We start from the raw sequence: 25,324 nt of genomic DNA, 5'->3' as shown, positions 1-25,324 counted from the left end.
CGTTAATACAAGATAGCAAAGGATCAATCATCATACAATAGTATGATAGGTAATTAATCAGTATGATAAGTAATTACTTGGTATGATAAGTAATTACTCAATGACATCAGGTTAGTGTAGAGTAGTTTTTCTTATTCTACCGTGACTGATTTTGCCAAATTGCGTGGCTGGTCGACATCTGTGCCACGCAGTACTGCTACATGGTATGACAACAACTGAACAGGCACGCTGTAGACGATAGGGGCAAGCGTCTCGCAAACATCGGGCACATATACTAAGTGCAGTCTATCTTCCGCGACCATTTGACTGGCTTCGCTAGCAAATACAAATAGCTCACCATGACGCGCATGCACTTCTTGCATGTTGGCTTTTAATTTATCAAACATACTGTCTTTGGGCGCTAGTACGACGATTGGCATGTCTTTATCGACCAATGCTAATGGACCGTGTTTGAGTTCACCTGCCGCATAACCTTCTGCATGAATGTAAGAAATTTCTTTTAGCTTTAATGCTCCTTCTAGCGCAATCGGGAACTGTAACCCGCGACCTAAGAATAGACAGCTTTTCTTATCTTCAAAGCTTTCACTCATGGTCTTGATAGGAGCATCAAGGTTTAAGCTGGCGTAGAGTTGTCCTGGTAATTGATGTAACTCACTTAATAACGTATTTAAGTGGTCGTCAGTCATGCGCTGCTGCGTGACGCCAACTTTTAATATCAATAGTATCAAAGCCACAAGCTGAGTGGTAAATGCTTTGGTAGAGGCGACGCCAATCTCAGGCCCTGCCAATGTTGGCAAGAAAATGTCTGTTTCGCGTACCAGCGATGACGTCGGTACATTACATAATGCCAAGCTGACTAAGCCTGCTGGTGTTTGCTTCTGGATATCACGTAACGCTGATAAGGTGTCGGCCGTTTCACCAGATTGAGAAATACAGATGACCAAAGTATTATCGACAACGACAGGATTGCGATAGCGGAATTCGCTGGCAACCTCGACGGAACAAGGTATACGAATAAGGCTCTCAAACCAGTATTTTGCGACCATACCAGCGTGATAACTGGTACCACAAGCAATGACTTGTACATGACGAACACCTGATAACAGTGTCTCATGACGCTGTAAAAAATCGTCGCGTAGTTTGGTGGTTTCACCATTATCCAAAGCCATCTCTATCGTACGAGCGACGGCATCTGGCTGCTCGTAAATTTCTTTGAGCATATAATGTTTGAACTCGCCTTTATCGGCATTGTGCTGGGTTGCATCAATTTCATGTATCTGACGTTGGACTTCAACACCATCTGCATAAACTTGAATGTTATTACGAGTTAATTTGGCGATATCACCTTCTTCTAGGTACATAAAGCGGTTAGTCACCGGCAGCAACGCCAACTGATCTGATGCGATAAAGTTCTCACCGATACCGACACCAATCACTAAAGGTGAGCCTAGACGTACAGTAATGAGCTCATCAGGGCAATCTACGTGGACGATACCCAATGCAAAAGCACCGTGCAATAACGGGATAATGGTGCGGACCGCTTCTAATAAGTCAGGTGTCTTTTTGTAGATATCATGGATTAGATGCGCCACAACTTCAGTATCTGTCTGTGAAGTAAATACGTAGCCTTTGGCTATTAACTCTTCTTTCAGCTCAGCGTAGTTTTCGACGATACCATTGTGCACGACCGCAATTTTGCCTGATACGTGTGGGTGCGCATTACGCTGTGCTGGCTCACCATGAGTTGCCCAGCGCGTATGAGCAATACCGATATGGCCATCAAAAAACTCTGGGTTGATAGCAACGGCATTAACCAGTGCCTGTACTTTACCCACTTGGCGCTCACGGTGTAGTTCATCATCACGAATAACCGTCAGGCCAGCTGAGTCATAGCCGCGATATTCTAAACGCTTTAGGCCTTCAAGTAAGATATTAGCGATATTTCGCTCAGCAACGGCGCCTACAATTCCACACATGGCTATTCCTTAGATTCAATTTTTAGTAGTTCAATATATAATGGTGCAAGATCAAAAAATTTGGTTGGTCATTAATGATGAATCATCAAACGACAAATATAGTGAAGCAGCACCACAAAGGTTGCCGCACTGCTTAAATTGGTTCAAGAATGACTGAGGTTGGCTAAACCACCAATGAGCAATTATTTTTTAATGGGTCTTTGAAAGTCATTTTTTTGTACTTGACGCGCACGACCAAACGCTAAGGCACTACGATCAACGTCTTTGGTAATCACAGAACCAGCGGCAACGGTAGCAGTATCGCCAATAGTCACTGGCGCGACTAAGCTAGCATTAGAGCCGATAAACGCATTGTCTTCAATGATGGTTTGCGATTTATTAGCACCGTCATAGTTACAAGTAATGACACCAGCACCGATATTAACGCCTGTACCGACAGTCGCATCGCCGACGTAGCTTAAGTGATTTACTTTACTGCCTTTGCCGATAGTCGATTTCTTAATTTCGACAAAGTTACCAACTTTGCTGTTATCAGATAGTACGGTATCAGGACGCAAGTGCGCAAAAGGCCCGATATCAACACCAGCACCGATATCAGCGCGATCGATCACGCAATACGGTTTGATATAGCAGGCATTACCAATCTTGGCATTTTTAATAATACAGCCCGCTTCGATATAGACGTTGTCACCTAAGGTACAGTCACCTTCAAACACCACATTAACGTCAATAAACACGTCTTGACCAGCGCTTAACGTACCACGGATATCGACACGAGTAGGGTCGGCAAACTGTACGCCAGCTTCTTGTAAGTCAGCAACTAGCTTACGTTGCCAAGTGCGTTCTAGACTAGCAAGCTGTTGGCGATTATTAACTCCTTCAATCTCAAACGTATGCTCAGGCTCAATCGCTGCGATAGTAATACCATCGGCAACTGCCATTTTGACGATATCCGTCAGATAATATTCTTGCTGTGCATTATCGTTAGAGAGCTCAGGTAAATATTTGTGCAGTAGCGCATTGTCGACACAGTAAATACCGCTATTAATTTCTCTAATGCTTTGCTCTTCAGCATCAGCATCTTTTTGTTCAACGATGGCTTCAATATTACCCGCTTGGTCACGCTTAATCCGACCCAATCCAAACGGATTATCGACCGTCAGCGTCAGCATCGACATACCATTAGTATTGGCAGTTTTTAATGCCGTTAGCGTTTGACAGCTGACCAATGGCACATCACCGTAAAGAATGAGACTTTGTCCTGACTTGGGTAAATCAGACAGTGTCACCTTGACCGCATGGCCAGTTCCCAATTGCTCAGTTTGAGCAACCCAAGTAATCGATGCTTGTGTATATTGATTGGTAATCTCTGACTTTACTTGATCACCACCAAAGCCATGAACAATGATGGTTTCATTAACAGTGAGCTGATGACAAGTATCTAGCACATGACCTAATAAAGACTTCCCAGCCAAGGTCTGCAATACCTTTGGCTTTGCTGATTGCATACGTGTGCCTTTACCGGCAGCTAAAATAATTACAGAAAGAGGAGATGTCATAATAGGCTCGCAAATGTAACAAAATATAAGATTGGATTATAGCGCAAATGTTCATTTATAAAAACGCTGTGATGTGCAGGCTTTGTAATACAACCTGCTGACAATAAATCAATCATCTATGCAAGAGAGTAGCGTTCAAATTGATAACGTTGCTAGGCTAAGCGGTTATAGAGTAGTTAGCACAGTATCGAAGTAGTTAAGGTAACTTATAACAGCACACCAAACATAACCGCTACCCATACTACTGCTGCCATGATACCGGCGATGATGTCATCAAGCATAATACCTAACCCACCAGCGACCCTTTTGTCTACCCAGCCAATCGGTGGCGGCTTTAAAATATCAAATACGCGAAATAGGATAAAGGCGGTCGGTAGCCAGCCCCAAAACATAGGCATCATCATTAACGACAATGTGTTTTCAGGCTTAGGAAATAAATAAGACAAAATGTAAGATAACGGTAATAAGGTAATCCACATGCCTGCCCATTCATCCCACACAATATGTGGATCATCGTGCACCTTCATTAATTCAGAAGTACGCCCACAGATCCAGATACCAACCAAACAAGATAAAATAGTCAGCAGTAAAAAAGGAATAAAACCTAGACTCATGAGGGGCACGCCCACAATCAGCCCGCCAACGGTACCCCAAGTGCCAGGTGCACGGCGTGGCAGACCACTACCTAAACCTAGCCCAAGCCAATAAACCACACGGTCAAGCATGCTGGCACCGACTGGTAATGGTGGGCAGTCATTTGCTTTACGGATGTCAGGCTTAGATAAGTCGTGATCAGTCATGGATTAGCCTGTAAAGTGTTGGTAACCAGTAAGATTGGGCCACGTTAAAAACGGTGCGGGCTGAGTTGGCGTCACTGGCTGATTTTGATAAAACAGTTCAAGACGTGAGTTATCAGCAGACTTGGTATTTGTCGCTATAGGATCTGATAGTGCAATTACCTCGCCGATACAAGTGACAGGTGTGTTGCCTATAGGCGGTTTGATATGAGCAGGTAAGGTAAATGCCAGTTCATAATCATCGCCGCCCGCTAGTTGACCTAACAAACGATTAGACAAATCGACAGTAGACAATGATTCGCTACTCGGTAGCTTATCTAAATGGATGCGCATGCCGACAGAGCTTTGCTGACAGATATGACCAAGATCTTGATAAAGACCGTCGGAGATATCTATCATCGCTGTTGCACCCATCTTTGCCAATGCTGCACCTAGCGCAATACGCGGCGTCGGCATATGTAGACGATGTGCTAACTCGATACCTTGTGCGCTGTCAGGATGCTGTAAGGCGAAAGCGGCATCACCAAGTGTGCCTGAGACATAAACCTTATCACCCACTTGTGCACCTGAGCGGTAAATGGCAGGTATATCTGCAGTCAGCAACCCTTGTGCGCTGATACTAAGTACTAAGCGCTCACTGCGTGTCGTATCACCACCGATCAGCGTCACGCCAAACAGCTGGCAAGCATGAAACAGCCCTTTGGCAAACTCAGTGAGCCATTCGTAATTTGCTAGACGTTCAGGTAGTGCCAGCGCTAGCATAATGCTATGCGGCGTCGCACCCATAGCAGCAATGTCTGAGACATTAACAGCTACGGCTTTATAGCCAATCGCAAATGCTAATTCGTCAACTCTTTGCCAATCAGCATGAAAGTGACGACCTTGAACCAGTGTATCAATACAGCTAACCAAACGTGATCCTACTGGCAATGCCATCACAGCCGCGTCGTCACCGATACCTTTTTCGATACCAGTTAATGGCGCATGCGTGGCCTGCATCTGTGAGAATATACGCTCAATCAGCTCAAACTCGTTCATGGTTAGTCTTTGGTATCGTTAGCGTTTTTCTTGCTCGCCTTAAAGTCACTGATATTTGCACTGGCTTTACTGGCACTACTGCGTTTGACGTTAGCTTTGTTAGCACTAATACGCGGCTTATTTGATGCAGTCGGCTCATCGACGATAGCGCTTTCTATTTCAGCAGCAGTTTCGATATTATCGGCTGAACTTACTTCAGGCTGTTTAGCCGCCGCTTTTTGTGACGTACGTAGATTGGCATTAGTATCTGCTTGCACTTCGACTGCGCGCAGCTCACCAGCCATTTTATCCAGTACCGCATTAATCAATTTATGAGCATCAGTCGCCCCAAAGTGATTATTTAGCTTCATCGCTTCATCAAGCACGACTTTATAAGGAATCTCTACACGGTTTTGTAGCTCATACGCGCCAATCAACAAGATAGCGTGTTCAACCGTATCTAGCTTATCAACCTCACGATCGAGATGCTGACTGATAAGCGCATCGAGTGCTTCAATCTGCTCTGGGATGTCGCGCATCATTTCATGATAATAACCGATATGGACGGTATGCATGGCATTGGTTGCACGCGTGCGAGCAGCAATATCGTGCGGAGCATTGGCTTTCCAGCCAAGCTTGCCATCTACATCAAAGCGGCGATCAGTAACGAGCCATTCGTATAGGCCCTGCATCGCAAAGCGACGTGCCTTACGGATAGCAGTGTGACTGGTCTTGTAAGAAGACTCACTCATATCGAATGTTTGATCACCCGCACTACTGCTCGCTATACGGGTAGCCTCAGCTTGTCCATCATTGGCTTGTGCGGTTTTCGCAGCGCTAATAGCGCGCTTGAGTTGGTCAGTCATAGGGGGTCTGTACCTAAATTTTTGAGATGATACCCAGTCAAAATATAAATGAACAAAGTAGCTTTTTAGCTTTGTTTATTCAAAATTTCAAAGGGTATAGAAATACGGCGAAAATTCAAAAAATAGCCAATTGTTTTGATAGCTGGCTAGTGCTATGAGGTGCTGTTATTACTAAATAGCAGCACCAGTTAAACTAATAAATTTGAGCTTTAAAGCTTACGCTTCATCGATATCATCAATATCTAGCTGTGACAAAACAGCGATCATTTCTAGTACAACCATCGCAGCTTCAGAGCCTTTGTTACCAGCTTTAGTACCAGAGCGCTCGATAGCTTGCTCGATGCTATCAGTAGTGATGATACCGTTAGCAACAGGGATATTATAATCCATTGCAACAGCGCTCAAACCTTTGGCAGATTCGCTAGCTACAATATCAAAATGCGGCGTGCTGCCACGGATGATTGCACCCAGTGCCACAATCGCGTCAAAACGATCTGACTCAGCAGCACGTTGGGCAACAAGTGGTAGCTCAAATGCGCCAGGCACACGAATAACAGTAATGTTGCTACCCAGTACGCCATGACGGAGTAGGGCATCGATTGCACCATCGACTAATGACTCAACGACAAAACCGTTAAAACGACCAACAACGATACCAATGCGAGCATCAGCGTTTTGATGTAGGTTACCATCGATATGAGTCACGTCGTTGCGCTGCTGTTGTAAGTTCGACATAAAAAATCCTTTGCTTAATAAGCGTTCAATTGAAATATAGGCGTCAATAAATAGCTAAATAGTCTGATGCGTTCAATCGACTCGGTCGCCTATTATTTTGGCGTTGCCTTAGTTAATTGAACGAAAATAAATGGTTAGCGCTATGATAGCATTTTTTTGGGTTTTATTTGTATATTACGAGCGTGCTAAAGACGCATCTGTATTCCTTGCGCTGCCATATACTCTTTGGCCTCCAATACCGTGTACTCACCGAAGTGAAAAATACTGGCGGCAAGTACGGCATCTACGCCGCCTTCTAGTACGCCTTCTGCTAAATGTTGCAGGTTACCGACGCCGCCTGAGGCAATAACTGGTACATTAACACGGCTCGTAATTTGCTGCATCAGCGCCAAATCATAGCCTTTTTTGGTGCCATCACCGTCCATTGAGGTGACCAGTAGTTCACCAGCGCCCAACTCTGCCATTTTGCTCGCCCAAGCAACGGCATCGATACCCGTTGGTTTACGGCCACCATGAGTGAAAATCTCCCAACGTGGCACGACAACACCATCGACATTGATATCAGCGACACGTTTGGCATCGATGGCAACGACGATACACTGATTACCAAATTTCTGCGCGGCTTCACCAACGAACTCCGGCGTAAATACAGCTGCTGAGTTAATCGCCACTTTATCCGCGCCAGCATTGAGTAAATTGCGGATATCAGCGATTTTTCGAACGCCGCCGCCAACAGTCAGCGGAACGAATACCGTTTCTGCCATGCGCTCAACAGTATGATAAGTGGTATCGCGCTCATCATTGGTCGCAGTAATATCCAAAAAAGTAATCTCATCAGCGCCTTGCTCGTTGTAACGTTTGGCTACTTCAACAGGATCGCCTGCGTCTTTGATATCAACAAACTGAACACCTTTGACCACGCGGCCATTGTCTACGTCAAGACAGGGAATAATACGTTTTGCTAGCATAAAACCGCCTATTAATTCGCGCAAGAATACAAAGATACATCACATAAAATGCTATGATACGCGTAACTATTTTACAAAACAAATGCAAAGGGTGCTTATGTGTCAACTGCTTGGCATGAACAGTAAAAATCCTGCTGATATCGGTTTCTCTTTTGCTGGTTTTCGGGCTCGTGGTGGCCTTACAGACGATCATGTTGACGGTTTTGGCATCGCTTATTTTGAGCCAACGGGACTGCGTTTGTACTGTGATAATCGCGCAGCGATGGACTCTCCACTTGCTGAATTGGTCAGTCAAACCCGAGTAAAAGCTGACAATACTATTGTCCATATACGCAAATCAGATGATCAATTACTCAGTAATGCTCATCCTTTTACGCGTGAGATTTGGGGTGAGGCTTGGGTGTTTTCTCATAACGGTAAAATGACCATCGAAGAAGCAGACGATAGTGACCCTATCAAGCAGGGCAAGTCACATCACTATTGTCCAGTAGGTGACACTGATTCGGAGTTTGCGTTTTGTTATTTGCTTAATCAGTTGAAAGACCAATTTGAGTACAAGCCTGATGCGCGGACATTGTATGAGTTCTTGACCGTGCAATGCCGTTTTTTGGCAAAATATGGATTGTTTAATTGTTTGATGTCCAATGGTGAGTGGATGCTTGGTTATGCCAATACGTTATTATTTCATGTGACCCGTCAAGCACCATTTGGTTCAGCAGCTCTCATTGATGTGGATGTGACGATGGACTTTGAGACCGTTAACGAGACAGATGATGTCATGACAGTGCTCGCTACTACCCCGCTTACCAGTGATGAAAACTGGCAACAGCTGGCCGTTGATGAGTGCATTATTTTTGCAGATGGGCATGTGGTTTATCAAGATGTTCCTAATTCCCCTGTTTATTTATCGATTGAAGAGGGTTTGAAGATTGCAAAAAATGCCTAGCCTATGTGTTAGCTGATTTATTAAGTAGTTGTCTTAATGAGTCGTTATTTTGCTAAGTGGCTACTTTTATCAATAACAGTATCGGCCACGTTGTAGAGCTTAGCTGGTTGACAAAATATCCTAACGATATTTAAAGTTTGCTTATCGGCGACGTAATGGTCACTATTATTGTCTGCCGCCACATTTATTATTACCCAAATTGAATTTATTATTTCACCTACTACTTCTACCATTTAACCGTCATAAGTGAGATGTCATGTCCGTCTATACCCAGTTAACCGATGATCAGTTTGCCGCCTTTTGCCAAAGCTTTGGCGTGTCTTTTGCCCGTGCGATTCCGATCACTCAAGGTATTAAAAACTCAAACTGGTTTATTCAAACGACTGACGATGTAGATGGTACATACTCTTACGTGTTCACGTTGTTTGAAGAGCGTCCGCCCGCTGATATCGAAAAAATGGCCGTTATTCTTAATCAGTTAAATGGCAAACTGCCAGTTGCCGCGCCGCTAGCCGTTATTGAATCAAATGGTTCGCAAATGAATGGTGATGATAAGCGCTATGTTATCCATTATGAAGACAAAGCGATTACGCTAGTACCGTGTCTAGCAGGCTCACATCCGGATCAAACCACGCAAGCGATGTGTCATGATATTGGCGCGGCATTAGCAATGCTGCATGAAACGCTACAAGCACTACAACCAAGTGAGCAGTATGGCGTGCCTCTGTACCCATGGGCAGATGTGCGCGACCGTGAAATGCAGTTCATGCCAGGTGACGAAGCTAAGCTGATGAGCGATATCTGGCGCTCTTATTCAGAATTGCCATTGGCAACCTTGCCAAAAGGCCTATGCCATTTAGATATGTTTGCTGACAATACCTTATGGAATCTGCAAAAAGGTGAAGCGCGTCTGACAGGTCTATTAGACTTTACCGAAGTCAGCGTTGAGCATTACGTGATGGATATTGCCATTACCATAAATGATTTTTGTACTACGTGGGGCGTTGCAGAGCAAGGCGAATCCGTTAACTTTGATCGCAGTAAAATGGCGGCGTTCTTACAAGGTTATGAATCGATACGCCCGCTAAACAGTGATGAAAAGCGTGCACTACCTGTTATGCTAGCAAAGGCCGCGGTGATTTTCTGGTTGTTACGTTTAAACGTGATTCACTATAATCGTACCGAAGGCCGTACGGGTGATAACATCATGGTCAAAAACCCTGACTTAATGAAACGTCTGGCCGCTTATCATTGGGCGCATGTTGAAAAGTCGCAAAATACCGTATTTGTACTATTAAGCAAACCAGATAATCAAATAGTTGGTGTATTTAGCAGTATTACTCAAGCTGATCAAGCGCAGGAAAAATTAAATAGTAGTGAGTTTGCAATCAAAGAATATACGCTAGATCAATTGTCTTAAGCATTGCCTATTCATTTATTCTAGTACCAATGCTAGTACTAATTTTAGCACCGAAACCTTAGAGGCGACCCCATGACCGATCAAGTTGATAACTGGCACAAACTGGCGCGCTACGATACCAATATGCAAGGTGAGCTGCACGCCAACCTACTACGTAATAACGGCATTACCGTATCCTTGCAGCCGCTTAGCGCTATCCCTGGTATGAACTCGGGTATCGTTCTCTGGGTAGAAAGTGCTGATCTGGCAGAAGCTCAGCGCATTTTGGATACCATCCCAACTGATGGGGCGGCCTTACTAGATGAAATGAGTGATGCTGACTTTGATGCGCTATCTACCGCTCAAAGTAACGCTCCCCAAGGCAACCTGACAGTAAATGATGAACCGATCATAAACGATGATTCGCTTAATAATAACAATGGCGGTAACGATTAAATGTGTCAACTCTTAGGAATGAACTGTAATACCCCAACGGATATTGGCTTTAGCTTCGCAGGGTTTCGCAAGCGCGGCGGTATGACGGACAGTCATGAAGATGGCTTTGGTATTGCCTTTTTCGAGCGCAGCGAATGCAGCAATAATGACAAAACCAACGATGAGACGGCAAATGACTCAACGGGTTTGCGTTTGTTTCATGATAATCGTCCAAGCCATCTGTCGCCAGTCGCTGACTTGGTCAATAACTATCCAATCAAAGCCATGAACGTCATTGCGCATATTCGTAAGGCGACACAAGGGCAGAACTGCTTGGCAAACACCCATCCATTCGTCCGTGAAGTATGGGGCGAGCAGTGGGTATTTGCTCATAATGGGCAGATGAATAGCGAATTTATCAAACGCTGCCAGCGCTTGCAAGATAACGGCAACGCCTCACACTGTCAGCCAGTCGGTTCAACTGATTCTGAAATGGCATTCTGTTATTTGGTCAATCGTCTAAAAAGCAGCTTTAAGTCGCGTCCTGATGACAAAACGCTGTTTAATTTTTTGACCACACAGTGTCGCTATCTCTCTGCCAATGGGTTATTTAATTGCTTAATATCGAATGGCAGGTGGCAACTGGCTTATGCGGGTAGCTTGCTGTTTTATCTCACACGTAAAGCGCCATTTGGTGAAGCGAAACTCGCTGATGATGATATGGCGATTAACTTTGGTGATGTGACTACAGACACGGATAAAGTCACTATTTTAGTCACTGTGCCATTAACTGAAAATGAGAAATGGCAACAGTTGGCGGTCAATGAATGCTTAATCTTTCAAGATGGTGATGTCATTTATAAAGATAGCCCAAGCCAGCGCAAGTTTTTGACAGTGGACGAAGGCATTGCGATTGCACGAGCCGTTGGGGCGAGTGTTTAGGGAGCGATAATTAATGTTGTTTAAATAAAACTCCCACAACACCGCTTAAACTTCTCCCCAGAACCACAAATACACGGTTGCTTTTGGCTAACAGTCATCGCAATCGTCGGATCTAAGAAATACCAGCGCACATCGTTATTAGCCTTGTCTTTTACCTTTACAAAGGTGGACAGCTCATGATGCGCCTGTGTTTTTTCTGCTAAATCACTGGCTGTTTCCTCAGGACTTTTAAAATAAGCCTTAAACTCAACCTGTGCATGACGTTTACCGAGTTTTGGCGTGTGCTCTACAATCTCTAATCCTGCCCAATCTGTCTCTTTTGCCCAACTTTCAATCGCTGCAACATTAAGTAGTGCTTGCTGAGCAGGTACTGTGGTCTTGACGATATACTCTGGTTTCACGAGTACAAACGCACTATAGCGCGTACGCATGAGCCGTTCGGCTGTCTCCGCTTTTATACCATCTGCTTCGTCAACCTCATCATTATAAAAAGCAGCATTATAAAAAGCATAATGATAAGGCTGGCAGCAGTTTTGATAGGATAGCGGAGCGTTTGCCGTCTCTGCTGTTAGATTGATTTGGCAAGGGCAAGTATCTGGGTAAGGTTGCATGTTTTACTCTAATTTTTGTTTGGGCTTATTCGTTTAGGCTCAGTGGTCTTTTGATAACTTTATTGCAGCATGCTTTTTATTAATTCTGGCAATATACCAACTTTGAGCTGCGCCCATGCAGAAGGGTCACTTAGTCGTGACCAAAACATCTCAAAAGGTGGGACGGCATACACCAGTAGCGCAAGGATAGTGTATAAAAGCAAATACCACCATTTGTCTTTTGGCTGATAAAACTTCATCGCCGTGCCCGATGAGCGCTTCATTTTCATATTGGACAGATTGACGCTATACAGCTCGTCCAATGACAAATGCACCATCGCGCCACCAAATAAAAACAGCCCATAAAACCAACTGGTTGTCAGCGGTAGGTGCAAGCCATAATAGCTTAAACAGGTCAGACCCAATCCCAGTATTGCCATATAAGGCACAGAGTGGATGACGCCGCGATGCACCGTCATAGTAGTAAAAATATGAAAAACGACGTAGCGCATAAAACCGTAGCCTGCTAGCCACAATACTATCAATGCCAGTAAGCTCAAGTCACTACGCCAATGCATGACCAGACCAAAGGCAAATATGAACGAGGTAATATTAAAACCGAGCTTAATCGGTGTTGAATTATCAGAGTCCAAGTCTGGCAACAACCCGCCGATAGTACCAAGCGCCACGCACACCAAAAACCCTGAATCATCAATCAATCCAGCTTTATAAACCGTCAAACTCAGTGTGCCGCTGACCATAAAAGCGACATTTAAGTGGGTATTAAAATTTGCCATAAAACTCATTCATCCATAGCGCTCAAAAAGTCCTTTCGAGCGGCGCATCTAGCAGTAAAAAAGCGCACCATGATACCATAGACCGTCCATACGTCTAATAGAGATAGCCTGTAAGAGAGAGCTTCTATGCCTGCCAGTGATTTACCCGCCACACTTAACTCTGATACTCATACTAAGCAGCCGCCAGTAGTAGAAGGTCAGCTTGATAACAGCTTTGCTACCATTGATTGGCAAGTGCCGTGGTTGTCGCATATTACTCAATTGAGTTATATCAGCAACACGATTGAACGCCTTAGTCGCTCAGAACCGCAGAGGAATAGCTTAGATGGTTTAGGTAATTTGGGTGATTCAGAAAGTTTGGATAATGTGAAAAGTCTAAATAAGTACGATATAAATGCTTCTGACATCAATACGCCTGACACGATTGCTAAGGTCTTAAAAACGGCGATGGCGCAGCAGGCTGAATATTTGCAACAGCCGTTACCGCATACCAAACCTGCTCATGACCACAAATCTCAGACGCTACAATTCGTCTCTCAAGATGCATTGCCTGAAGGGGATGCCTATGAGCACTTTATCGGCACAACTGGCAATATCCCGACGCGTGATAACTTACATGACTTGTTTAATGGCAGTATTTGGCTGACCTTTCCGAAGACTAAAGCCATGCTGAACTATTACCATATGCTAGAAATCGCAAAGCAAGGCATCAGCGAGCATCGAGGGCGTGTGCGCGACACTATTACTGTGTTTGATGAGAATGGCGCAGTGCTAGTGACTTCTGATGCTAGTATCGGTGAGGCATTAGTCAATTTTGACTGGCAGGCAAGTTTGGTGAAACCACGTGCTAAATGGGACAACCCAACCCAGCCTGATGACAGTGCTCAAGCCGCAGTTTATATCTTTGGCCATGCATTGCTTGAGCAGTTGGTACACCCACGCAAACCTCTATGCGCTCACAGCATTATCATTCATGTTGCACAAGAATTCTTTACCTTATCGTTAGCTGGACGTATGAGCTATTTGGATGACAAAGTTGCTGAATACATGGATACATTATTGTCCGATGATGACGTCAAACCGCGCCAGCTTGCGCCGCTACCGATTTTAGGGGTGCCGCATTTTTGGGCAGAGAATGCCAATACTGACTTTTATGAAGACAGCTACGTGTTTCGCAATGGACGACGTAAAAAAGACAAAAAATAAATAGAAAGGGATTGCTTAAACATAGCTCGCTAAACCGTTGTTACGTTTACGATTGTGCCACGATTCGACAACGTCCAGACGTTAACAAAGCCTTGTATGTTTGTTATGGTAAAAGGGAGTTTCTGTTAATCACTACAGATATGATTATCTCTTTTGTTAACAATGACTCATATTAGACAGTTTTGCGAAACTGCAGTATTGATTTAAGACAGATCAATCATTTATTGAGCCACCAGTCATACATAAACTTATAATAATTTATGTTCAGGATTTATAACAACGATAAGGAAGCTATCATGAGTGATATTTTTGATGTAAAAGACACCCTTTCGGTTGCTGGTAAGGAACATGCCTACTACAGCCTGCCAAAGCTGACCGAAACTTATGAGCATATCAAGACACTACCATTTTGTATGAAAGTGGTATTAGAAAACTTATTGCGTAACGAAGATGGCGGCCAGTCGGTTGGTAAAAACCATATCGAAGCGGTTGCCAACTGGGATGCAGGGGCTGAGGCGTCAAAAGAAATCGCCTTTATGCCAGCGCGTGTGGTATTGCAGGATTTCACTGGTGTACCATCAGTAGTCGATTTGGCTGCGATGCGTGATGCAGTGGTCGAACTTGGCGGTAAGGCTGAGCAGATCAATCCGTTTATCCCTAGTGAGCTGGTCGTCGATCACTCTGTACAGGTCGATGCTTATGGCCGCGAAGATGCGCTAGATTTGAACGAAAAAATTGAATTTAAGCGTAACAATGAGCGCTATGAGTTTTTGCATTGGGGCAAGCAAGCCTTTGAAAACTTTGTCGTAGTACCGCCAGCGACAGGTATCGTGCATCAGGTTAACCTTGAGTATTTAGCCCGTGTTGTGATGGCAGCAGACGTCGATGGCGAGCTGACGGCTTATCCAGATACAGTGTTTGGTACAGACAGCCATACTACGATGATTAATGGTATTGGTGTGCTTGGTTGGGGTGTGGGCGGTATCGAAGCTGAAGCTGCAATGCTAGGTCAACCGTCATCGATGCTGATTCCACAAGTAGTCGGTTTTGAGCTAAAAGGCAAGCTAACTGAAGGCGTCACGGCGACCGATTTGGTATTACGTGTCGTTGAAATGCTGCGTGCACATGGCGTAGTGGGCAAGTTCGTCGAGTTTTATGGCGAAGGCTTACACAGTATGCCGCTAGCGGATCGCGCCACCATTGCCAATATGTCACCAGAGTATGGTGCGACTTGTGGTATTTTCCCAATTGACCAAATGGCGATTGATTACCTGCGTTTATCTGGCCGTGACGAAGAGCAGATTGAGCTGGTTGAAAAGTATGCCAAGGCGCAAGGCTTATGGCACGATGCCGATACACCAGCGGCGACTTATTCTAGTAAACTAGAGCTAGACTTATCTTCAGTACAGCCAGCATTGGCTGGTCCTAACTTGCCACAGCAGCGTATCAATCTGTCTGATATGCATGAAAAATTTGGCGAAACGCTAGAGAAGATGAATAAAGACCGCAAAGTAGAGGTACATGGCAAAATACGTTTCGATCAAGAGGGCGGTGAGCAAGAGCAAGCAGAAGATCTAGCGGCTGAACCAAAGATCGAAGTCGACACAAGAGATGATGATCTCAAGCATGCTCCAGCAAACAGTGTGTTTTCAAATGTTAGTATTGATGACAAGCAGCACAAATTGCGTGATGGCTCAGTCGTAATTGCTGCCATTACCTCTTGTACCAATACCTCAAACCCAGCAGTTATGATCGGTGCAGGTTTGGTTGCCAAAAAAGCGGCTGCAAAAGGCCTTAAAGCCAAACCTTGGGTTAAAACGTCATTGGCTCCTGGCTCTAAAGTTGTCACTGATTACTTAGAAAAAACCAACCTCATGGATGAGCTAGAAAAAACAGGCTTCTATCTTGTGGGTTATGGGTGTACCACCTGTATCGGTAACTCAGGACCACTTCCTGAAGCGATTGAAAAAGGTATTGAAGAGAACGACTTGGTTGCTGCTGCCGTACTGTCAGGTAACCGTAACTTTGAAGGTCGTATCCACTCACATGTGAAGGCCAGTTATTTGGCATCACCGCCGCTAGTAGTTGCCTATGCGTTGGCAGGTACAGTCGATATTGACTTAACAACACATCCACTAGCACAAGATCAAGACGGTAACGATGTCTATCTAAAAGATATCTGGCCGACATCAGAAGAGATCAACGAGCTAATTGCCAATAATATCGATGCTGATATGTTCCGCAAAAACTACGGTGAAGTGTTCGATGGTAGTGCAGCGTGGAACGCCATTAGCTCAGCGGATAGTCAGCTGTATCCGTGGGACGAAGGCTCGACCTATATTAAAAACCCACCGTTCTTTGATGGTATGACCATGAAGCCAGAAGGTATCCCTGATATCGAAGGCGCGCGTATCCTAGGTCTATTTGGTGACTCAATCACCACCGATCATATCTCACCAGCAGGTAATATCGATCCAGACTCACCAGCAGGTAAGTACTTGCAAGAGCGCGGTGTGATGGAAGCAGACTTCAACAGCTATGGTTCACGCCGTGGTAATGATGCAGTCATGACTCGTGGTACCTTTGCCAATATCCGTATCAAAAACGCCATGATGGGCGGTAAAGAAGGTGGCTATACCTATTACTTCAAAGATGACAGCGCTACGCTACAAGATGGCGAAGAAATGCCTATCTATAACGCAGCGATGAAGTATAAAGAAGATAAGCGTCCGCTAGTGGTATTGGGCGGTGCAGAGTATGGTTCTGGTTCGAGCCGTGACTGGGCAGCTAAAGGTACTATCTTGCTAGGTGTAAAAGCAGTGCTAACCAGCTCGTTTGAGCGTATTCACCGTTCAAACCTAGTCGGTATGGGTGTGCTGCCATTGACGTTTAAAGACGGTCAAAATGCAGAGACATATAAACTAGATGGTTCTGAAGTGCTGAGCATCACAGGTCTGGACAATGGCGAGAGTAAAACAGCCACGGTTACGGCTACACGTGCTGACGGATCGAGCGAAACCTTTGAAGTCAATGTCGGTCTACAAACCCCAAAAGAGCGCGAATATGTGCGTCATGGCGGCGTGTTGCATTATGTGCTACGTCAATTGGCAAGCGAAAGTAAAGAAGCTGGCTAGTAATTAGTTAAGCTTTATATGACAAAAAGCCCAATCTCCATCAAAGTAGGGGATTGGGCTTTTTTATGGAAGACGTTTTCCTTCTTGTTACTTTACTCTTCAAGCCTTCTCAGTCAACAGCTTAATTCCTAGCCCCATAAATACGACACCACTTATTTTATTCATCATGGATTCAATTTTTGGATTCTCTCTTAGTTTTTTGCTGAACTTTGACGCCAACATCGCCAAACTCAAGCACCATATAAAGCCTGTGGTGGCAAAAGTCAGCCCTAACATCAAAAATGACAGCATGCCATAAGCATAACTAGCGTCGATAAACTGAGGGAAGAACGCCAAGAAGAATAAAGCGACTTTTGGATTAAAAGTATTGGTTAACACGCCTTGCTTATATATTTGCCAACCATCTACAGCCTTTCGGCTGGTCACGTCCTGATCTTTGGATAAATTGTTCGTTATTGAGTTAGAGTTTTTGCTCGTCAGCATCTTAAAGCCTAAATAACACAAATAGCTGGCCCCAATATATTTAACAATCATAAAAACGGTAGGGGAGTTGGCAAGCAGTACTGATAATCCTAGCGCCGCCAATAACGTATGTACCAAAATACCCAAAGTAATGCCAAGAACAGAATAAAACCCTGCTGTTTGCCCCTGTGAAACACTACGGGTGATGATGTACATGCTATCCGTACCTGGCGTTAGGTTTAACAAAATAGCTGCCAAGATAAACCCTAGATAATTTTCGATACCAAACATCGCAATCACTTCCCTTTAATCACGCTAAGCCCCATCATTTATAGTAGGTAGGTGCACATTATAAATAAGCTTGTCAGGTCGATATTAACGAGTATTAGATAGGTTGGCAATAGCGCTATCAACAGTAAGCTAGCAGCTATTAATAATAAGCTAACGACAATAGAATAGAGGGTTTTGAGAAATGACAGACATAAAAAAGCCCAGTCACCGTATGATGACTGGGCTTTTTTATTGTTCGCTTATTAGTCTAATCTGATGCTAAGCAAAAGTGCTAATAAGTGACGCCGAATAGTGGCGTCCCCAGGGGGATTCGAACCCCCGTTACCGCCGTGAAAGGGCGGTGTCCTAGGCCTCTAGACGATGGGGACGCATAGAGTGTTATAACCAGTGGTTACAACGGTACTTCACAATATCAGATAGCTTATTAAATAAGCATTGCCTAGGTGCTGATATCGTCCTACTAGCGAGTATTTATGATTACGTTTCAGTAATACTGAGCGTTGCTATAAATAAGTATGGTGGAGCTAAACGGAGTCGAACCGTTGACCCCTTGCATGCCATGCAAGTGCTCTACCAACTGAGCTATAGCCCCTCGCTAAGAGTGTGCGTATTTTATGCAAGACCAGCAGCTCTGTCAACCACTATTTTAAAAATAATGCATAAATATGCAAAAAAAAGCGATTTAGCCTACTCTAAAAGCTTAACAAGCCCAAATTAACGTGGATTTTGCTTCAGTGCAATCTCTTTTAGGGCTTTATCGGTATAAAACTCTGCTTCGCTACCATCAGAGAAAATAATCGCACAGCATTCAGTTGGCATATATTGACCGCCTTTTTCTCGGATCGTTCTGATACCTTTGACGCCAATGATGTCGTATTCGCCTAATTTATCTAGATTATGCTTGGTGTAACCGCAGTAAGTGCTGTATATCCATTTTAAATCTTCGTAGTCTTGGCCCTTGGTCAGAGTCAACGTTGCATCAAACAGCTCTTTTACGATGGCATCATAATATTTCTGTGCTTCTTTTAGGGTGTCAAATACATAATCTTTACTTTCTATCGTGACGGTTTTGGCGGCCATGTTTGTTTCCAATTAAAAGGTTTAATAAAAGACATCTAACAATCTGAGGGTGTAGTGGCTAATAACAACGAAAAAAGGGTCAGAGATGGACTGACCCTTTTACATTCGACAAGTTTAGCTAGTTAACTGTTTAGTAGATAAGTTATTCAGTAGCAGCTAAGAAATCTGGCAATTCTGCCGCTTGTTTCTCAAGTTTTTTCAGTTTCTTTTTACCGAGGCCGCCTAATACATCAACTGCATGACGCAAGCGAGTCAAGGTCATATCAGCACCGATAATCGCCATAGAGTTCATGACTGGCGTCGATGAGGTGCTACCAGCGATAGCGATAAAGAACGGCGCCATAAAGTCACGCATCTTGATATCAAGGTGAGCAGCAAGGCCTTTTAGCGTGGCGTAGATATTTTCTTCTGACCACGTTGGCAAGACTTCTAATTGCCAAAGCGCTAATTGCAGCATCTCGATAATTTGCTCAGGGGTGAGCGATTTATGAGTGAAGCTCTCAGCATTGATGTCAGGTAAGTTTTGGAAGTAGAAACCACCCCAATTAACCGCATCAGACAATAGCTCAATACGTGGCTGAATCGCCGCTGCGATAGCGGTGAGCTTGTCACTGTTGCTGGCCCACTCAAGGATTTTATTCTTTAATTCTTCAGGGCTAAGCACACGTAGCCATTCTGCATTGAGCCAGTTTAATTTTTCGATATCGAAGATAGGGCCACCAAGCGACACACGCTGAATATCAAAGCTGGCGATCATTTCTTCTAGCGTAAACTGCTCAGCATCATTGGGCATTGAGTAGCCCATACGACCAAGATAGTTTAATAATGCTTCGGGCAGCACGCCTGCATCACGATAGTAGGTGATAGAGGTTGGGTTTTTACGCTTAGACAGTTTTGATTTATCAGGGTTACGCAGTAGTGGCATATGGCAAAGTGTCGGCATTTCCCAACCAAAATAATCATATAGCAGTTGATGCTTAGGCGCAGAGTTCAACCACTCTTCACCGCGCATCACATGAGTGATTTCCATCAAATGGTCATCGACGACGTTGGCGAGATGATACGTTGGCATGCCGTCTGTTTTTAGCAGTACTTGCATATCGACTTGAGTCCAAGGGAACTCAACGGTGCCACGTAGCATGTCTTGTACCTGACAAGTGCCTTCGGTCGGTACACGCATACGAATCACGTGCGGTTTGCCCTCGCTTACCAATTGCTCGGTTTTTTCTGGTGCACGATGAGCACAGCGACCATCATAACGAGGAGTCTCGCCATTGGCCATTTGCTCAGCACGCATAGCGTCTAACTCTTCACTGGTACAAAAACAGCGGAACGCATGGTCTTTTTCTATGAGTATCTCGGCGTGTTTTTTGTAGATATCGCTACGCTCGCTCTGACGATAAGGGGCGTGTGGGCCGCCAATATCTGGACCCTCGATCCAATCCAGACCAACCCAACGTAGGGCGTCCAAAATCATTTGCTCTGATTGCTCAGTTGAGCGAGTCTGATCAGTGTCTTCGATACGTAAGATGAATTCGCCGCCATGCGCTTTGGCAAAGGCTAAGTTAAATAGGGCAATATAGGCAGTACCTACGTGTGGGAAGCCAGTTGGTGATGGAGCGATACGCGTGCGCACAGGGCGCGTGCTGTCAGTAGAGGTTTGCATGATAAAAGTCTCAAAGTTTGCTATCGATATAAGCTATTAGTATAAATAGCGATGAAAGATATGAAGTCGATGTTAAGAAATAGCGTAAAATATAGCGCTAGTATAACAGAGACATGTGATATTTTTAATGAAAAGCCCTTCTAGTGCTTGACTACAGGTGTATCCTTGCGATAATAATGCTAAGCAAGTCATAACTTGTTTATTTTCATCTAATTACTGGCCAGTATGGTCGTCATCTATTGAGTTGTTTGTGTCCCTATCAAAGTCTAAGCCAAAATCGAAAGCCAGTCCTTCTGCCGCCGCTGATCTCTCTGAGTCAGCGTCTAATCCTTCTGCTGTAAAGGATGCGTCTACGCAAGATGTCGATCTGGATGTTACTCACGCCCGTCATGAGGGCGATATCACGTCTGATGAATTGAGTTTTGTCCATGATGCGGTGCTGCTGCAAGAGACTGTCGCAGCAGTACTGGGTGTAAAATCCTTGCCCAAGCAAACAGAAGGCGACCAAAATAGCTTAAATATAAGTGGTATCTACGTTGATGCAACCTTTGGTCGTGGCGGCCATAGCAGGCTACTATTAAGCCAACTTGCTGATGACGCAATACTGATTGTCTTTGACAAAGATCTGACAGCCATTAGCGTGGCGCAAGAGCTGGCAAGCAAAGACAGCCGTGTGCGTGTGGTTCACGATAGTTTTGCGACGTTGACCGACAGTCTGGCTGCTAAGGGCATCACTGAAGTTGATGGATTGATGGCAGATTTGGGCATTTCATCACCGCAGATTGATGATGGTAGTCGCGGCTTTAGCTTTATGCGTGACGGGGCAGTAGACATGCGTATGGACACCAGTCGAGGCCAGTCAGTTGCTGAATGGCTTGAAACAGTCGATGATGAAACGTTGGCCAATGTGCTTTATGAGTTTGGCGAAGAGCGTCATAGTCGCCGTATTGCGCGCGCTATCAAACAGATGGAGAGCTACGAGTCTACGCTTGAATTGGCAGAAGTCATCAAAGTAGCGCATCCCAACTGGCAGCGCGGCAAACATCCAGCGACGCAAAGCTTTCAGGCCATGCGTATTTTTATTAATAATGAGCTGGGCGATGTTGACGACTTTTTAGAGCAAAGTATTCCTATCTTAAAGTCAGGTGGGCAGCTTGCGGTCATTAGCTTTCACTCATTAGAAGATCGCCGTATCAAGCAGTTCTTGCAGCGACATAGCAAAGGGCAATATCCAGAAGACGAAAACCTGCCAATGCCGCCGAATCGCCCGCGCTATTTTAGCAAACCAAAACGTGTCGGCCCAAGCAAAGCTGAGACGAGTCAGAATCCGCGCGCGCGTAGTGCATGGCTGCGTATGGCAACTCGCACCGACACAGCTTATGAGCAGACAACAGGGCTATAGAAGAACATCATGACGCCGCAAGTCATAGTCGAATATGATTATTGAATTGTCTAAGATTGCTAATGTTTGTCTAAATGATGCGCAAATGTCCTAATGGCTACGCCACTGTTAAAAATCTGTAAATATTGTCTGTTAGGCTCAGCAGTTGGTTTTTATCTGCATGATAGTTGCACAGATTTATATGTAGTACAGCCATACAACATGTTTGGTTGTGGTATGACATATTGATAGCCATGAGTTGTGATGACTTGTGGCTCTTAAATAAATTGGCTATTGAATATATTTTTTACGTTCGTTTTTTAAGTGTAGTTTTTACACTTATAAGTGTCTTTGGTTTTATATTTATCGATGGTACGACCGAATAATGACACGTTCATCTTTCGCAATCCGTTATCTACTCTATCGTTTACGTTCACCTTTTTGAGATCGTCATGGCAATATCTGACAAACCTGCGAATCGCCGCACTGCTACACCTTATAATACCGATGTCGGCGAGCTGTTCGTGCGCCGGTTTAATGTGGTGAGCATTTATGTGGTCGTGCTACTGCTATTGGCAGCCACGATTGTATGGAGTGGTATCAAAACTGCCGAAGAAGTTCAGCAATATCATCAGGACTACAAAACCTTGCAAGACATGAAAAAACAAGAACGTAAGCTACAAGTAGAGCATCAGCGTCTATTGATTGAGCAGCAAACCTTTAGCGCCACACCGCAGATTGCCAGTCGAGCGGTTGCTGAATTGGGTATGTATTCGCCAACATTAAAGGATAAGCTGATTATCCAGCCTGGTGTCGCTACTGCATTGGTGCCAGTGGTTACGGAAGACTCAGATGAAGATATGTCTGACGTTATTGGGCCACGTGCCTCTACCGACATCTCTCCTGAAGAACCAGCGACGGAGGCAGGACAATGAGTGAGAAAAAGCCTAAATCCACCGCAAAGAACACTAGCAAAAAACCAGCCAGCGGTAAGGTAACCAAACCTCTACGCCGAGCCAGTGCTGCTAAATCTGGTCAGACGAGCAGCAAACCTGATAAAGCTGCAAGCAATCGTAAGGCCAAATTGTTTGGTCGCATCAAAAAAAGTGACACCCAAGGCGCTTATACCAGTGTAAAAAATCGCAAAAGTAAAATGGTTTTTTCGAGCAAAGCGTCAGGTGCTTCTGCTCTTGGTGGTTTCGAACAAGACAAAAACCGTTTTCGTATGGTCTGGGGTCTAGCGCTGGTCATATTAGCGCTACTGATTAGCCGCGCCTATTATATTCAGGTTGCCAACGCACAGTTTTATCAAGACAAAGGTAATGAGCTCATTACCAGTGAGCGCACCCAAAAATCTTATCGCGGTATGATTACCGACCGTAATAATCTACCGCTCGCAGTCAGTGCACCGCTCGCGACGGTTTCGTTTAGTCCGCATGATTATTCGCGTGAATATTACGAGCTAAAGCGCATTATTATTACCAATCCTAGCAGTCCACAATTACAGGCGCGTATGCAAAAGCGTCTGGATAATATGGATCTGACAAAGTTAGCCGCTGCTGCAAATATATCGGTCGATGAGTTGAAAAAAGTCACGGCTATTGATGACAGTATCGATGTGACCGATGAGAAAGCCGTAAAAGCTGCTTTGCCATCTGGCGCAGGCTCGCACTATTTACCACTGCTTAATAAGGTCACACCTGAGATTGCCCAAAGCGTCAGCTCACTTGACTTCCCTGGCGTCTACGAAAAGAATTTCTTTCAGCGTTATTATCCACAGCCACAGTCTAATGCACAGTTGCTAGGATTTATGGGTCAAAACGCCAAAGATCCTGAAGGCGGCTACGAAGGCCGTGCTGGTATTGAGCGTCAGTATGAAAAAGATTTGGCAGGTGATGACGGAAAAGTACTGGTTCTAAAAGACGCCAAACAAAACAGTCTAAAAGAAATCAAGCAGATTGAGCCAGAAGTACCCGGCAAAGATGTGGCATTAACGATTGATTCGCGCTTACAGTATTTGCTATATAAAGAGTTAGAAAAAGCTGGACGCTTACAAAAAGCACGCTGGTCAACAGGTATGATCGTTGACGTGCAAACTGGTGAAGTATTGGCGTTATCGACATGGCCGTCGTTTAACTCAAACAACCTCAACGAGATGACAGGTGAAAATCAGCGTAACCGCGCACTGTTAGATGTGTTTGAGCCAGGTTCGGTGATGAAACCGTTTACCGTGGCGGCAGCGCTAGACTCGGGTAAATATACGCCAACAACTTTAATTGATACCAATCCTGGTTCGATTCGCGTACGTGGCTATACCATTCGAGATCATAACAACCTGGGCATGATTAACATGGCCACGCTATTACAGAAATCCAGTAACGTTGCCTCTACCAAGATTGCGCTATCACTGCCAGCCGATGCTATTAGTAATATGCAACGACAGTTTGGCTTTGGCTCAAAAACACCTTTGCAGTTCCCAGGTGAGGGCAGTGGTTTAATCGTTACGCCAAAAGAGAAAGAAACCTCGCGCCGCGCGACGGTCAGTTATGGTTATGGTCTACAAGTGACATTGGCACAGGTTGCACAGGCGTATTCAGCCCTAGCAGCAGGTGGAGTCATGCATCCATTAACTTTAATTAAAGATGATAAGTCGCAGCCAAGCAAACGTATTATGGCGCATGAGCAAGCAATGTCTATCGTACAGATGCTTGAGAGCGTGACTGAGCCTGGTGGTACGGCGAAAGCCGCCGCCATTGATGGGTATCGCGTGGCAGGTAAGACAGGTACGTCACGCCGTATCAATCCAGATGGTGGCTACTATACCGACCAGTATCGTAACGTCTTTGCTGGCATGGCACCTGCATCCAATCCAAAGCTGGTAGGCGTAATGCTTATCGAAGACCCGCGCGGTCAGATTTATGCTGGTCTAACGGTCGCACCTGTCTTCCATAATGTAATGAAAGAAGCATTGCGATTGTATAATGTGCCTTTGGATAAGCCACTAAAAACGGAAGCGCAGTAAGCGTTCAATTATTTTAAATGTCCAGCTCTACTGAGCTGACACGTTTTAACTGTTT

At 44.7% G+C, this 25,324-nt stretch carries 22 protein-coding genes and 2 tRNA genes; 9 read left to right on the top strand and 15 right to left on the bottom strand.

Translation table 11 applies throughout. The annotated features are described in order from the left end of the window. Window positions 1–131: 131 nt before the first annotated feature. From glmS to hisF, 7 genes are all read right to left on the bottom strand, one after another. The gene (gene glmS / locus AK824_RS12675) at window positions 132–1,976 is read right to left on the bottom strand and encodes a glutamine--fructose-6-phosphate transaminase (isomerizing) (RefSeq protein WP_057762084.1); all 1,845 of its coding nucleotides are present in this window, start codon (window positions 1,974–1,976) and stop codon (window positions 132–134) included. A gap of 182 nt (window positions 1,977–2,158) precedes the next feature. Beyond that, entirely contained in the window at window positions 2,159–3,535 is a 1,377-nt protein-coding gene (gene glmU, locus AK824_RS12670) for a bifunctional UDP-N-acetylglucosamine diphosphorylase/glucosamine-1-phosphate N-acetyltransferase GlmU (protein WP_057762083.1), read from the bottom strand. A 206-nt stretch (window positions 3,536–3,741) separates the two neighbouring features. Next, a complete protein-coding gene (locus AK824_RS12665) occupies window positions 3,742–4,335 on the bottom strand; it encodes a phosphatidylglycerophosphatase A family protein (protein WP_057762081.1) in 594 nt (197 codons plus the stop codon). 3 nt (window positions 4,336–4,338) lie between these two features. Then, window positions 4,339–5,370: a thiamine-phosphate kinase gene (thiL, locus tag AK824_RS12660; protein WP_057762079.1), complete on the bottom strand. Its 1,032-nt coding sequence runs from the start codon at window positions 5,368–5,370 to the stop codon at window positions 4,339–4,341. Window positions 5,371–5,372: 2 nt separating this feature from the next. Then, complete coding sequence (gene nusB / locus AK824_RS13470; RefSeq protein ID WP_082624658.1) at window positions 5,373–6,215, bottom strand: transcription antitermination factor NusB; 843 nt, start codon at window positions 6,213–6,215, stop codon at window positions 5,373–5,375. A gap of 216 nt (window positions 6,216–6,431) precedes the next feature. After that, complete coding sequence (gene ribE / locus AK824_RS12650; protein WP_057762077.1) at window positions 6,432–6,950, bottom strand: 6,7-dimethyl-8-ribityllumazine synthase; 519 nt, start codon at window positions 6,948–6,950, stop codon at window positions 6,432–6,434. A 185-nt stretch (window positions 6,951–7,135) separates the two neighbouring features. Further along, complete coding sequence (hisF, locus tag AK824_RS12645) at window positions 7,136–7,918, bottom strand: imidazole glycerol phosphate synthase subunit HisF (RefSeq protein ID WP_057762075.1); 783 nt, start codon at window positions 7,916–7,918, stop codon at window positions 7,136–7,138. A 97-nt stretch (window positions 7,919–8,015) separates the two neighbouring features. On the opposite strand from hisF, the gene AK824_RS12640 reads away from it, so the two are divergent. After that, window positions 8,016–8,864 (top strand): class II glutamine amidotransferase, encoded by an 849-nt coding sequence (locus AK824_RS12640; RefSeq protein ID WP_057762073.1) that lies wholly within the window; start codon window positions 8,016–8,018, stop codon window positions 8,862–8,864. 44 nt (window positions 8,865–8,908) lie between these two features. Here AK824_RS12640 and AK824_RS12635 read toward each other — a convergent pair whose 3' ends face one another. Next, entirely contained in the window at window positions 8,909–9,097 is a 189-nt protein-coding gene (locus tag AK824_RS12635) for a hypothetical protein (protein ID WP_057762072.1), read from the bottom strand. Window positions 9,098–9,120: 23 nt separating this feature from the next. Between AK824_RS12635 and AK824_RS12630 the strand changes: the two genes are divergently transcribed. From AK824_RS12630 to AK824_RS12620, 3 genes are all read left to right on the top strand, one after another. Next, window positions 9,121–10,284 (top strand): homoserine kinase, encoded by a 1,164-nt coding sequence (locus tag AK824_RS12630; protein WP_057762070.1) that lies wholly within the window; start codon window positions 9,121–9,123, stop codon window positions 10,282–10,284. Between the two features lie 72 nt (window positions 10,285–10,356). Continuing rightward, window positions 10,357–10,719 carry a hypothetical protein gene (locus AK824_RS13720; RefSeq protein ID WP_227511171.1) on the top strand — a complete coding sequence of 121 codons (363 nt, stop codon included), beginning with the start codon at window positions 10,357–10,359 and terminating at the stop codon, window positions 10,717–10,719. Beyond that, window positions 10,720–11,640 carry a class II glutamine amidotransferase gene (locus tag AK824_RS12620; protein WP_057762068.1) on the top strand — a complete coding sequence of 307 codons (921 nt, stop codon included), beginning with the start codon at window positions 10,720–10,722 and terminating at the stop codon, window positions 11,638–11,640. It begins immediately after the preceding gene. A gap of 20 nt (window positions 11,641–11,660) precedes the next feature. Here AK824_RS12620 and AK824_RS12615 read toward each other — a convergent pair whose 3' ends face one another. Together AK824_RS12615 and AK824_RS12610 are read right to left on the bottom strand one after the other, a co-directional pair. Further along, on the bottom strand, window positions 11,661–12,251 hold the full coding sequence (locus AK824_RS12615) for a YchJ family protein (RefSeq protein ID WP_057762066.1): 591 nt from the start codon (window positions 12,249–12,251) through the stop codon (window positions 11,661–11,663). Between the two features lie 59 nt (window positions 12,252–12,310). Then, complete coding sequence (locus AK824_RS12610) at window positions 12,311–13,027, bottom strand: metal-dependent hydrolase (protein WP_057762064.1); 717 nt, start codon at window positions 13,025–13,027, stop codon at window positions 12,311–12,313. 126 nt (window positions 13,028–13,153) lie between these two features. On the opposite strand from AK824_RS12610, the gene AK824_RS12605 reads away from it, so the two are divergent. Both AK824_RS12605 and acnA read left to right on the top strand, forming a co-directional pair. After that, window positions 13,154–14,233, top strand: a complete 1,080-nt coding sequence (locus AK824_RS12605) for a DUF3025 domain-containing protein (protein ID WP_057762063.1) — start codon at window positions 13,154–13,156, stop codon at window positions 14,231–14,233. 296 nt (window positions 14,234–14,529) lie between these two features. Then, complete coding sequence (acnA, locus tag AK824_RS12600; RefSeq protein ID WP_057762061.1) at window positions 14,530–17,367, top strand: aconitate hydratase AcnA; 2,838 nt, start codon at window positions 14,530–14,532, stop codon at window positions 17,365–17,367. Between the two features lie 99 nt (window positions 17,368–17,466). Here acnA and AK824_RS12595 read toward each other — a convergent pair whose 3' ends face one another. The 5 genes from AK824_RS12595 to gltX form a co-directional block, all read right to left on the bottom strand. Next, window positions 17,467–18,120: a LysE family translocator gene (locus AK824_RS12595; RefSeq protein ID WP_057762059.1), complete on the bottom strand. Its 654-nt coding sequence runs from the start codon at window positions 18,118–18,120 to the stop codon at window positions 17,467–17,469. A gap of 292 nt (window positions 18,121–18,412) precedes the next feature. Then, window positions 18,413–18,488: transfer RNA gene (locus AK824_RS12590), tRNA-Glu, on the bottom strand. A gap of 148 nt (window positions 18,489–18,636) precedes the next feature. Continuing rightward, window positions 18,637–18,712: transfer RNA gene (locus AK824_RS12585), tRNA-Ala, on the bottom strand. A 122-nt stretch (window positions 18,713–18,834) separates the two neighbouring features. Then, complete coding sequence (locus tag AK824_RS12580; RefSeq protein ID WP_057762057.1) at window positions 18,835–19,200, bottom strand: hypothetical protein; 366 nt, start codon at window positions 19,198–19,200, stop codon at window positions 18,835–18,837. Window positions 19,201–19,342: 142 nt separating this feature from the next. Then, window positions 19,343–20,869 carry a glutamate--tRNA ligase gene (gltX, locus tag AK824_RS12575; protein WP_082624657.1) on the bottom strand — a complete coding sequence of 509 codons (1,527 nt, stop codon included), beginning with the start codon at window positions 20,867–20,869 and terminating at the stop codon, window positions 19,343–19,345. Window positions 20,870–21,233: 364 nt separating this feature from the next. Between gltX and rsmH the strand changes: the two genes are divergently transcribed. The 3 genes from rsmH (at window position 21,234) to AK824_RS12560 (ending at window position 25,269) form a co-directional block, all read left to right on the top strand. After that, entirely contained in the window at window positions 21,234–22,268 is a 1,035-nt protein-coding gene (gene rsmH / locus AK824_RS12570) for a 16S rRNA (cytosine(1402)-N(4))-methyltransferase RsmH (RefSeq protein WP_413772224.1), read from the top strand. Window positions 22,269–22,699: 431 nt separating this feature from the next. Next, entirely contained in the window at window positions 22,700–23,182 is a 483-nt protein-coding gene (locus AK824_RS12565) for a cell division protein FtsL (RefSeq protein WP_057762053.1), read from the top strand. Then, on the top strand, window positions 23,179–25,269 hold the full coding sequence (locus AK824_RS12560; RefSeq protein ID WP_057762051.1) for a peptidoglycan D,D-transpeptidase FtsI family protein: 2,091 nt from the start codon (window positions 23,179–23,181) through the stop codon (window positions 25,267–25,269). Before AK824_RS12565 ends, AK824_RS12560 begins: the two co-directional genes overlap by 4 nt. The last annotated feature ends 55 nt before the right edge of the window (window positions 25,270–25,324 follow it).

The organism is Psychrobacter sp. P11G3 (genome assembly GCF_001435845.1).
Taxonomy (GTDB): Bacteria; Pseudomonadota; Gammaproteobacteria; order Pseudomonadales; family Moraxellaceae; genus Psychrobacter.
The sequence above is the reverse complement of the archived record's forward strand: the minus strand, read 5'-3'. Positions and strand labels throughout refer to the sequence as shown.

What these genes read in the sequence shown, in the direction of transcription:
- AK824_RS12580 (WP_057762057.1), bottom strand. Translation starts at nt 19,200, where the DNA reads ATGGCCGCCAAAACCGTCACGATAGAAAGTAAAGATTATGTATTTGAC.
- AK824_RS13720 (WP_227511171.1), top strand. Translation starts at nt 10,357, where the DNA reads ATGACCGATCAAGTTGATAACTGGCACAAACTGGCGCGCTACGATACC.
- hisF (WP_057762075.1), bottom strand. Translation starts at nt 7,918, where the DNA reads ATGCTAGCAAAACGTATTATTCCCTGTCTTGACGTAGACAATGGCCGC.
- AK824_RS12615 (WP_057762066.1), bottom strand. Translation starts at nt 12,251, where the DNA reads ATGCAACCTTACCCAGATACTTGCCCTTGCCAAATCAATCTAACAGCA.
- nusB (WP_082624658.1), bottom strand. Translation starts at nt 6,215, where the DNA reads ATGACTGACCAACTCAAGCGCGCTATTAGCGCTGCGAAAACCGCACAA.
- AK824_RS12635 (WP_057762072.1), bottom strand. Translation starts at nt 9,097, where the DNA reads ATGGTAGAAGTAGTAGGTGAAATAATAAATTCAATTTGGGTAATAATA.
- ribE (WP_057762077.1), bottom strand. Translation starts at nt 6,950, where the DNA reads ATGTCGAACTTACAACAGCAGCGCAACGACGTGACTCATATCGATGGT.
- AK824_RS12620 (WP_057762068.1), top strand. Translation starts at nt 10,720, where the DNA reads ATGTGTCAACTCTTAGGAATGAACTGTAATACCCCAACGGATATTGGC.
- AK824_RS12640 (WP_057762073.1), top strand. Translation starts at nt 8,016, where the DNA reads ATGTGTCAACTGCTTGGCATGAACAGTAAAAATCCTGCTGATATCGGT.
- AK824_RS12560 (WP_057762051.1), top strand. Translation starts at nt 23,179, where the DNA reads ATGAGTGAGAAAAAGCCTAAATCCACCGCAAAGAACACTAGCAAAAAA.
- AK824_RS12595 (WP_057762059.1), bottom strand. Translation starts at nt 18,120, where the DNA reads ATGTTTGGTATCGAAAATTATCTAGGGTTTATCTTGGCAGCTATTTTG.
- thiL (WP_057762079.1), bottom strand. Translation starts at nt 5,370, where the DNA reads ATGAACGAGTTTGAGCTGATTGAGCGTATATTCTCACAGATGCAGGCC.
- AK824_RS12630 (WP_057762070.1), top strand. Translation starts at nt 9,121, where the DNA reads ATGTCCGTCTATACCCAGTTAACCGATGATCAGTTTGCCGCCTTTTGC.
- AK824_RS12605 (WP_057762063.1), top strand. Translation starts at nt 13,154, where the DNA reads ATGCCTGCCAGTGATTTACCCGCCACACTTAACTCTGATACTCATACT.
- AK824_RS12610 (WP_057762064.1), bottom strand. Translation starts at nt 13,027, where the DNA reads ATGGCAAATTTTAATACCCACTTAAATGTCGCTTTTATGGTCAGCGGC.
- AK824_RS12665 (WP_057762081.1), bottom strand. Translation starts at nt 4,335, where the DNA reads ATGACTGATCACGACTTATCTAAGCCTGACATCCGTAAAGCAAATGAC.
- acnA (WP_057762061.1), top strand. Translation starts at nt 14,530, where the DNA reads ATGAGTGATATTTTTGATGTAAAAGACACCCTTTCGGTTGCTGGTAAG.
- glmS (WP_057762084.1), bottom strand. Translation starts at nt 1,976, where the DNA reads ATGTGTGGAATTGTAGGCGCCGTTGCTGAGCGAAATATCGCTAATATC.
- glmU (WP_057762083.1), bottom strand. Translation starts at nt 3,535, where the DNA reads ATGACATCTCCTCTTTCTGTAATTATTTTAGCTGCCGGTAAAGGCACA.
- AK824_RS12565 (WP_057762053.1), top strand. Translation starts at nt 22,700, where the DNA reads ATGGCAATATCTGACAAACCTGCGAATCGCCGCACTGCTACACCTTAT.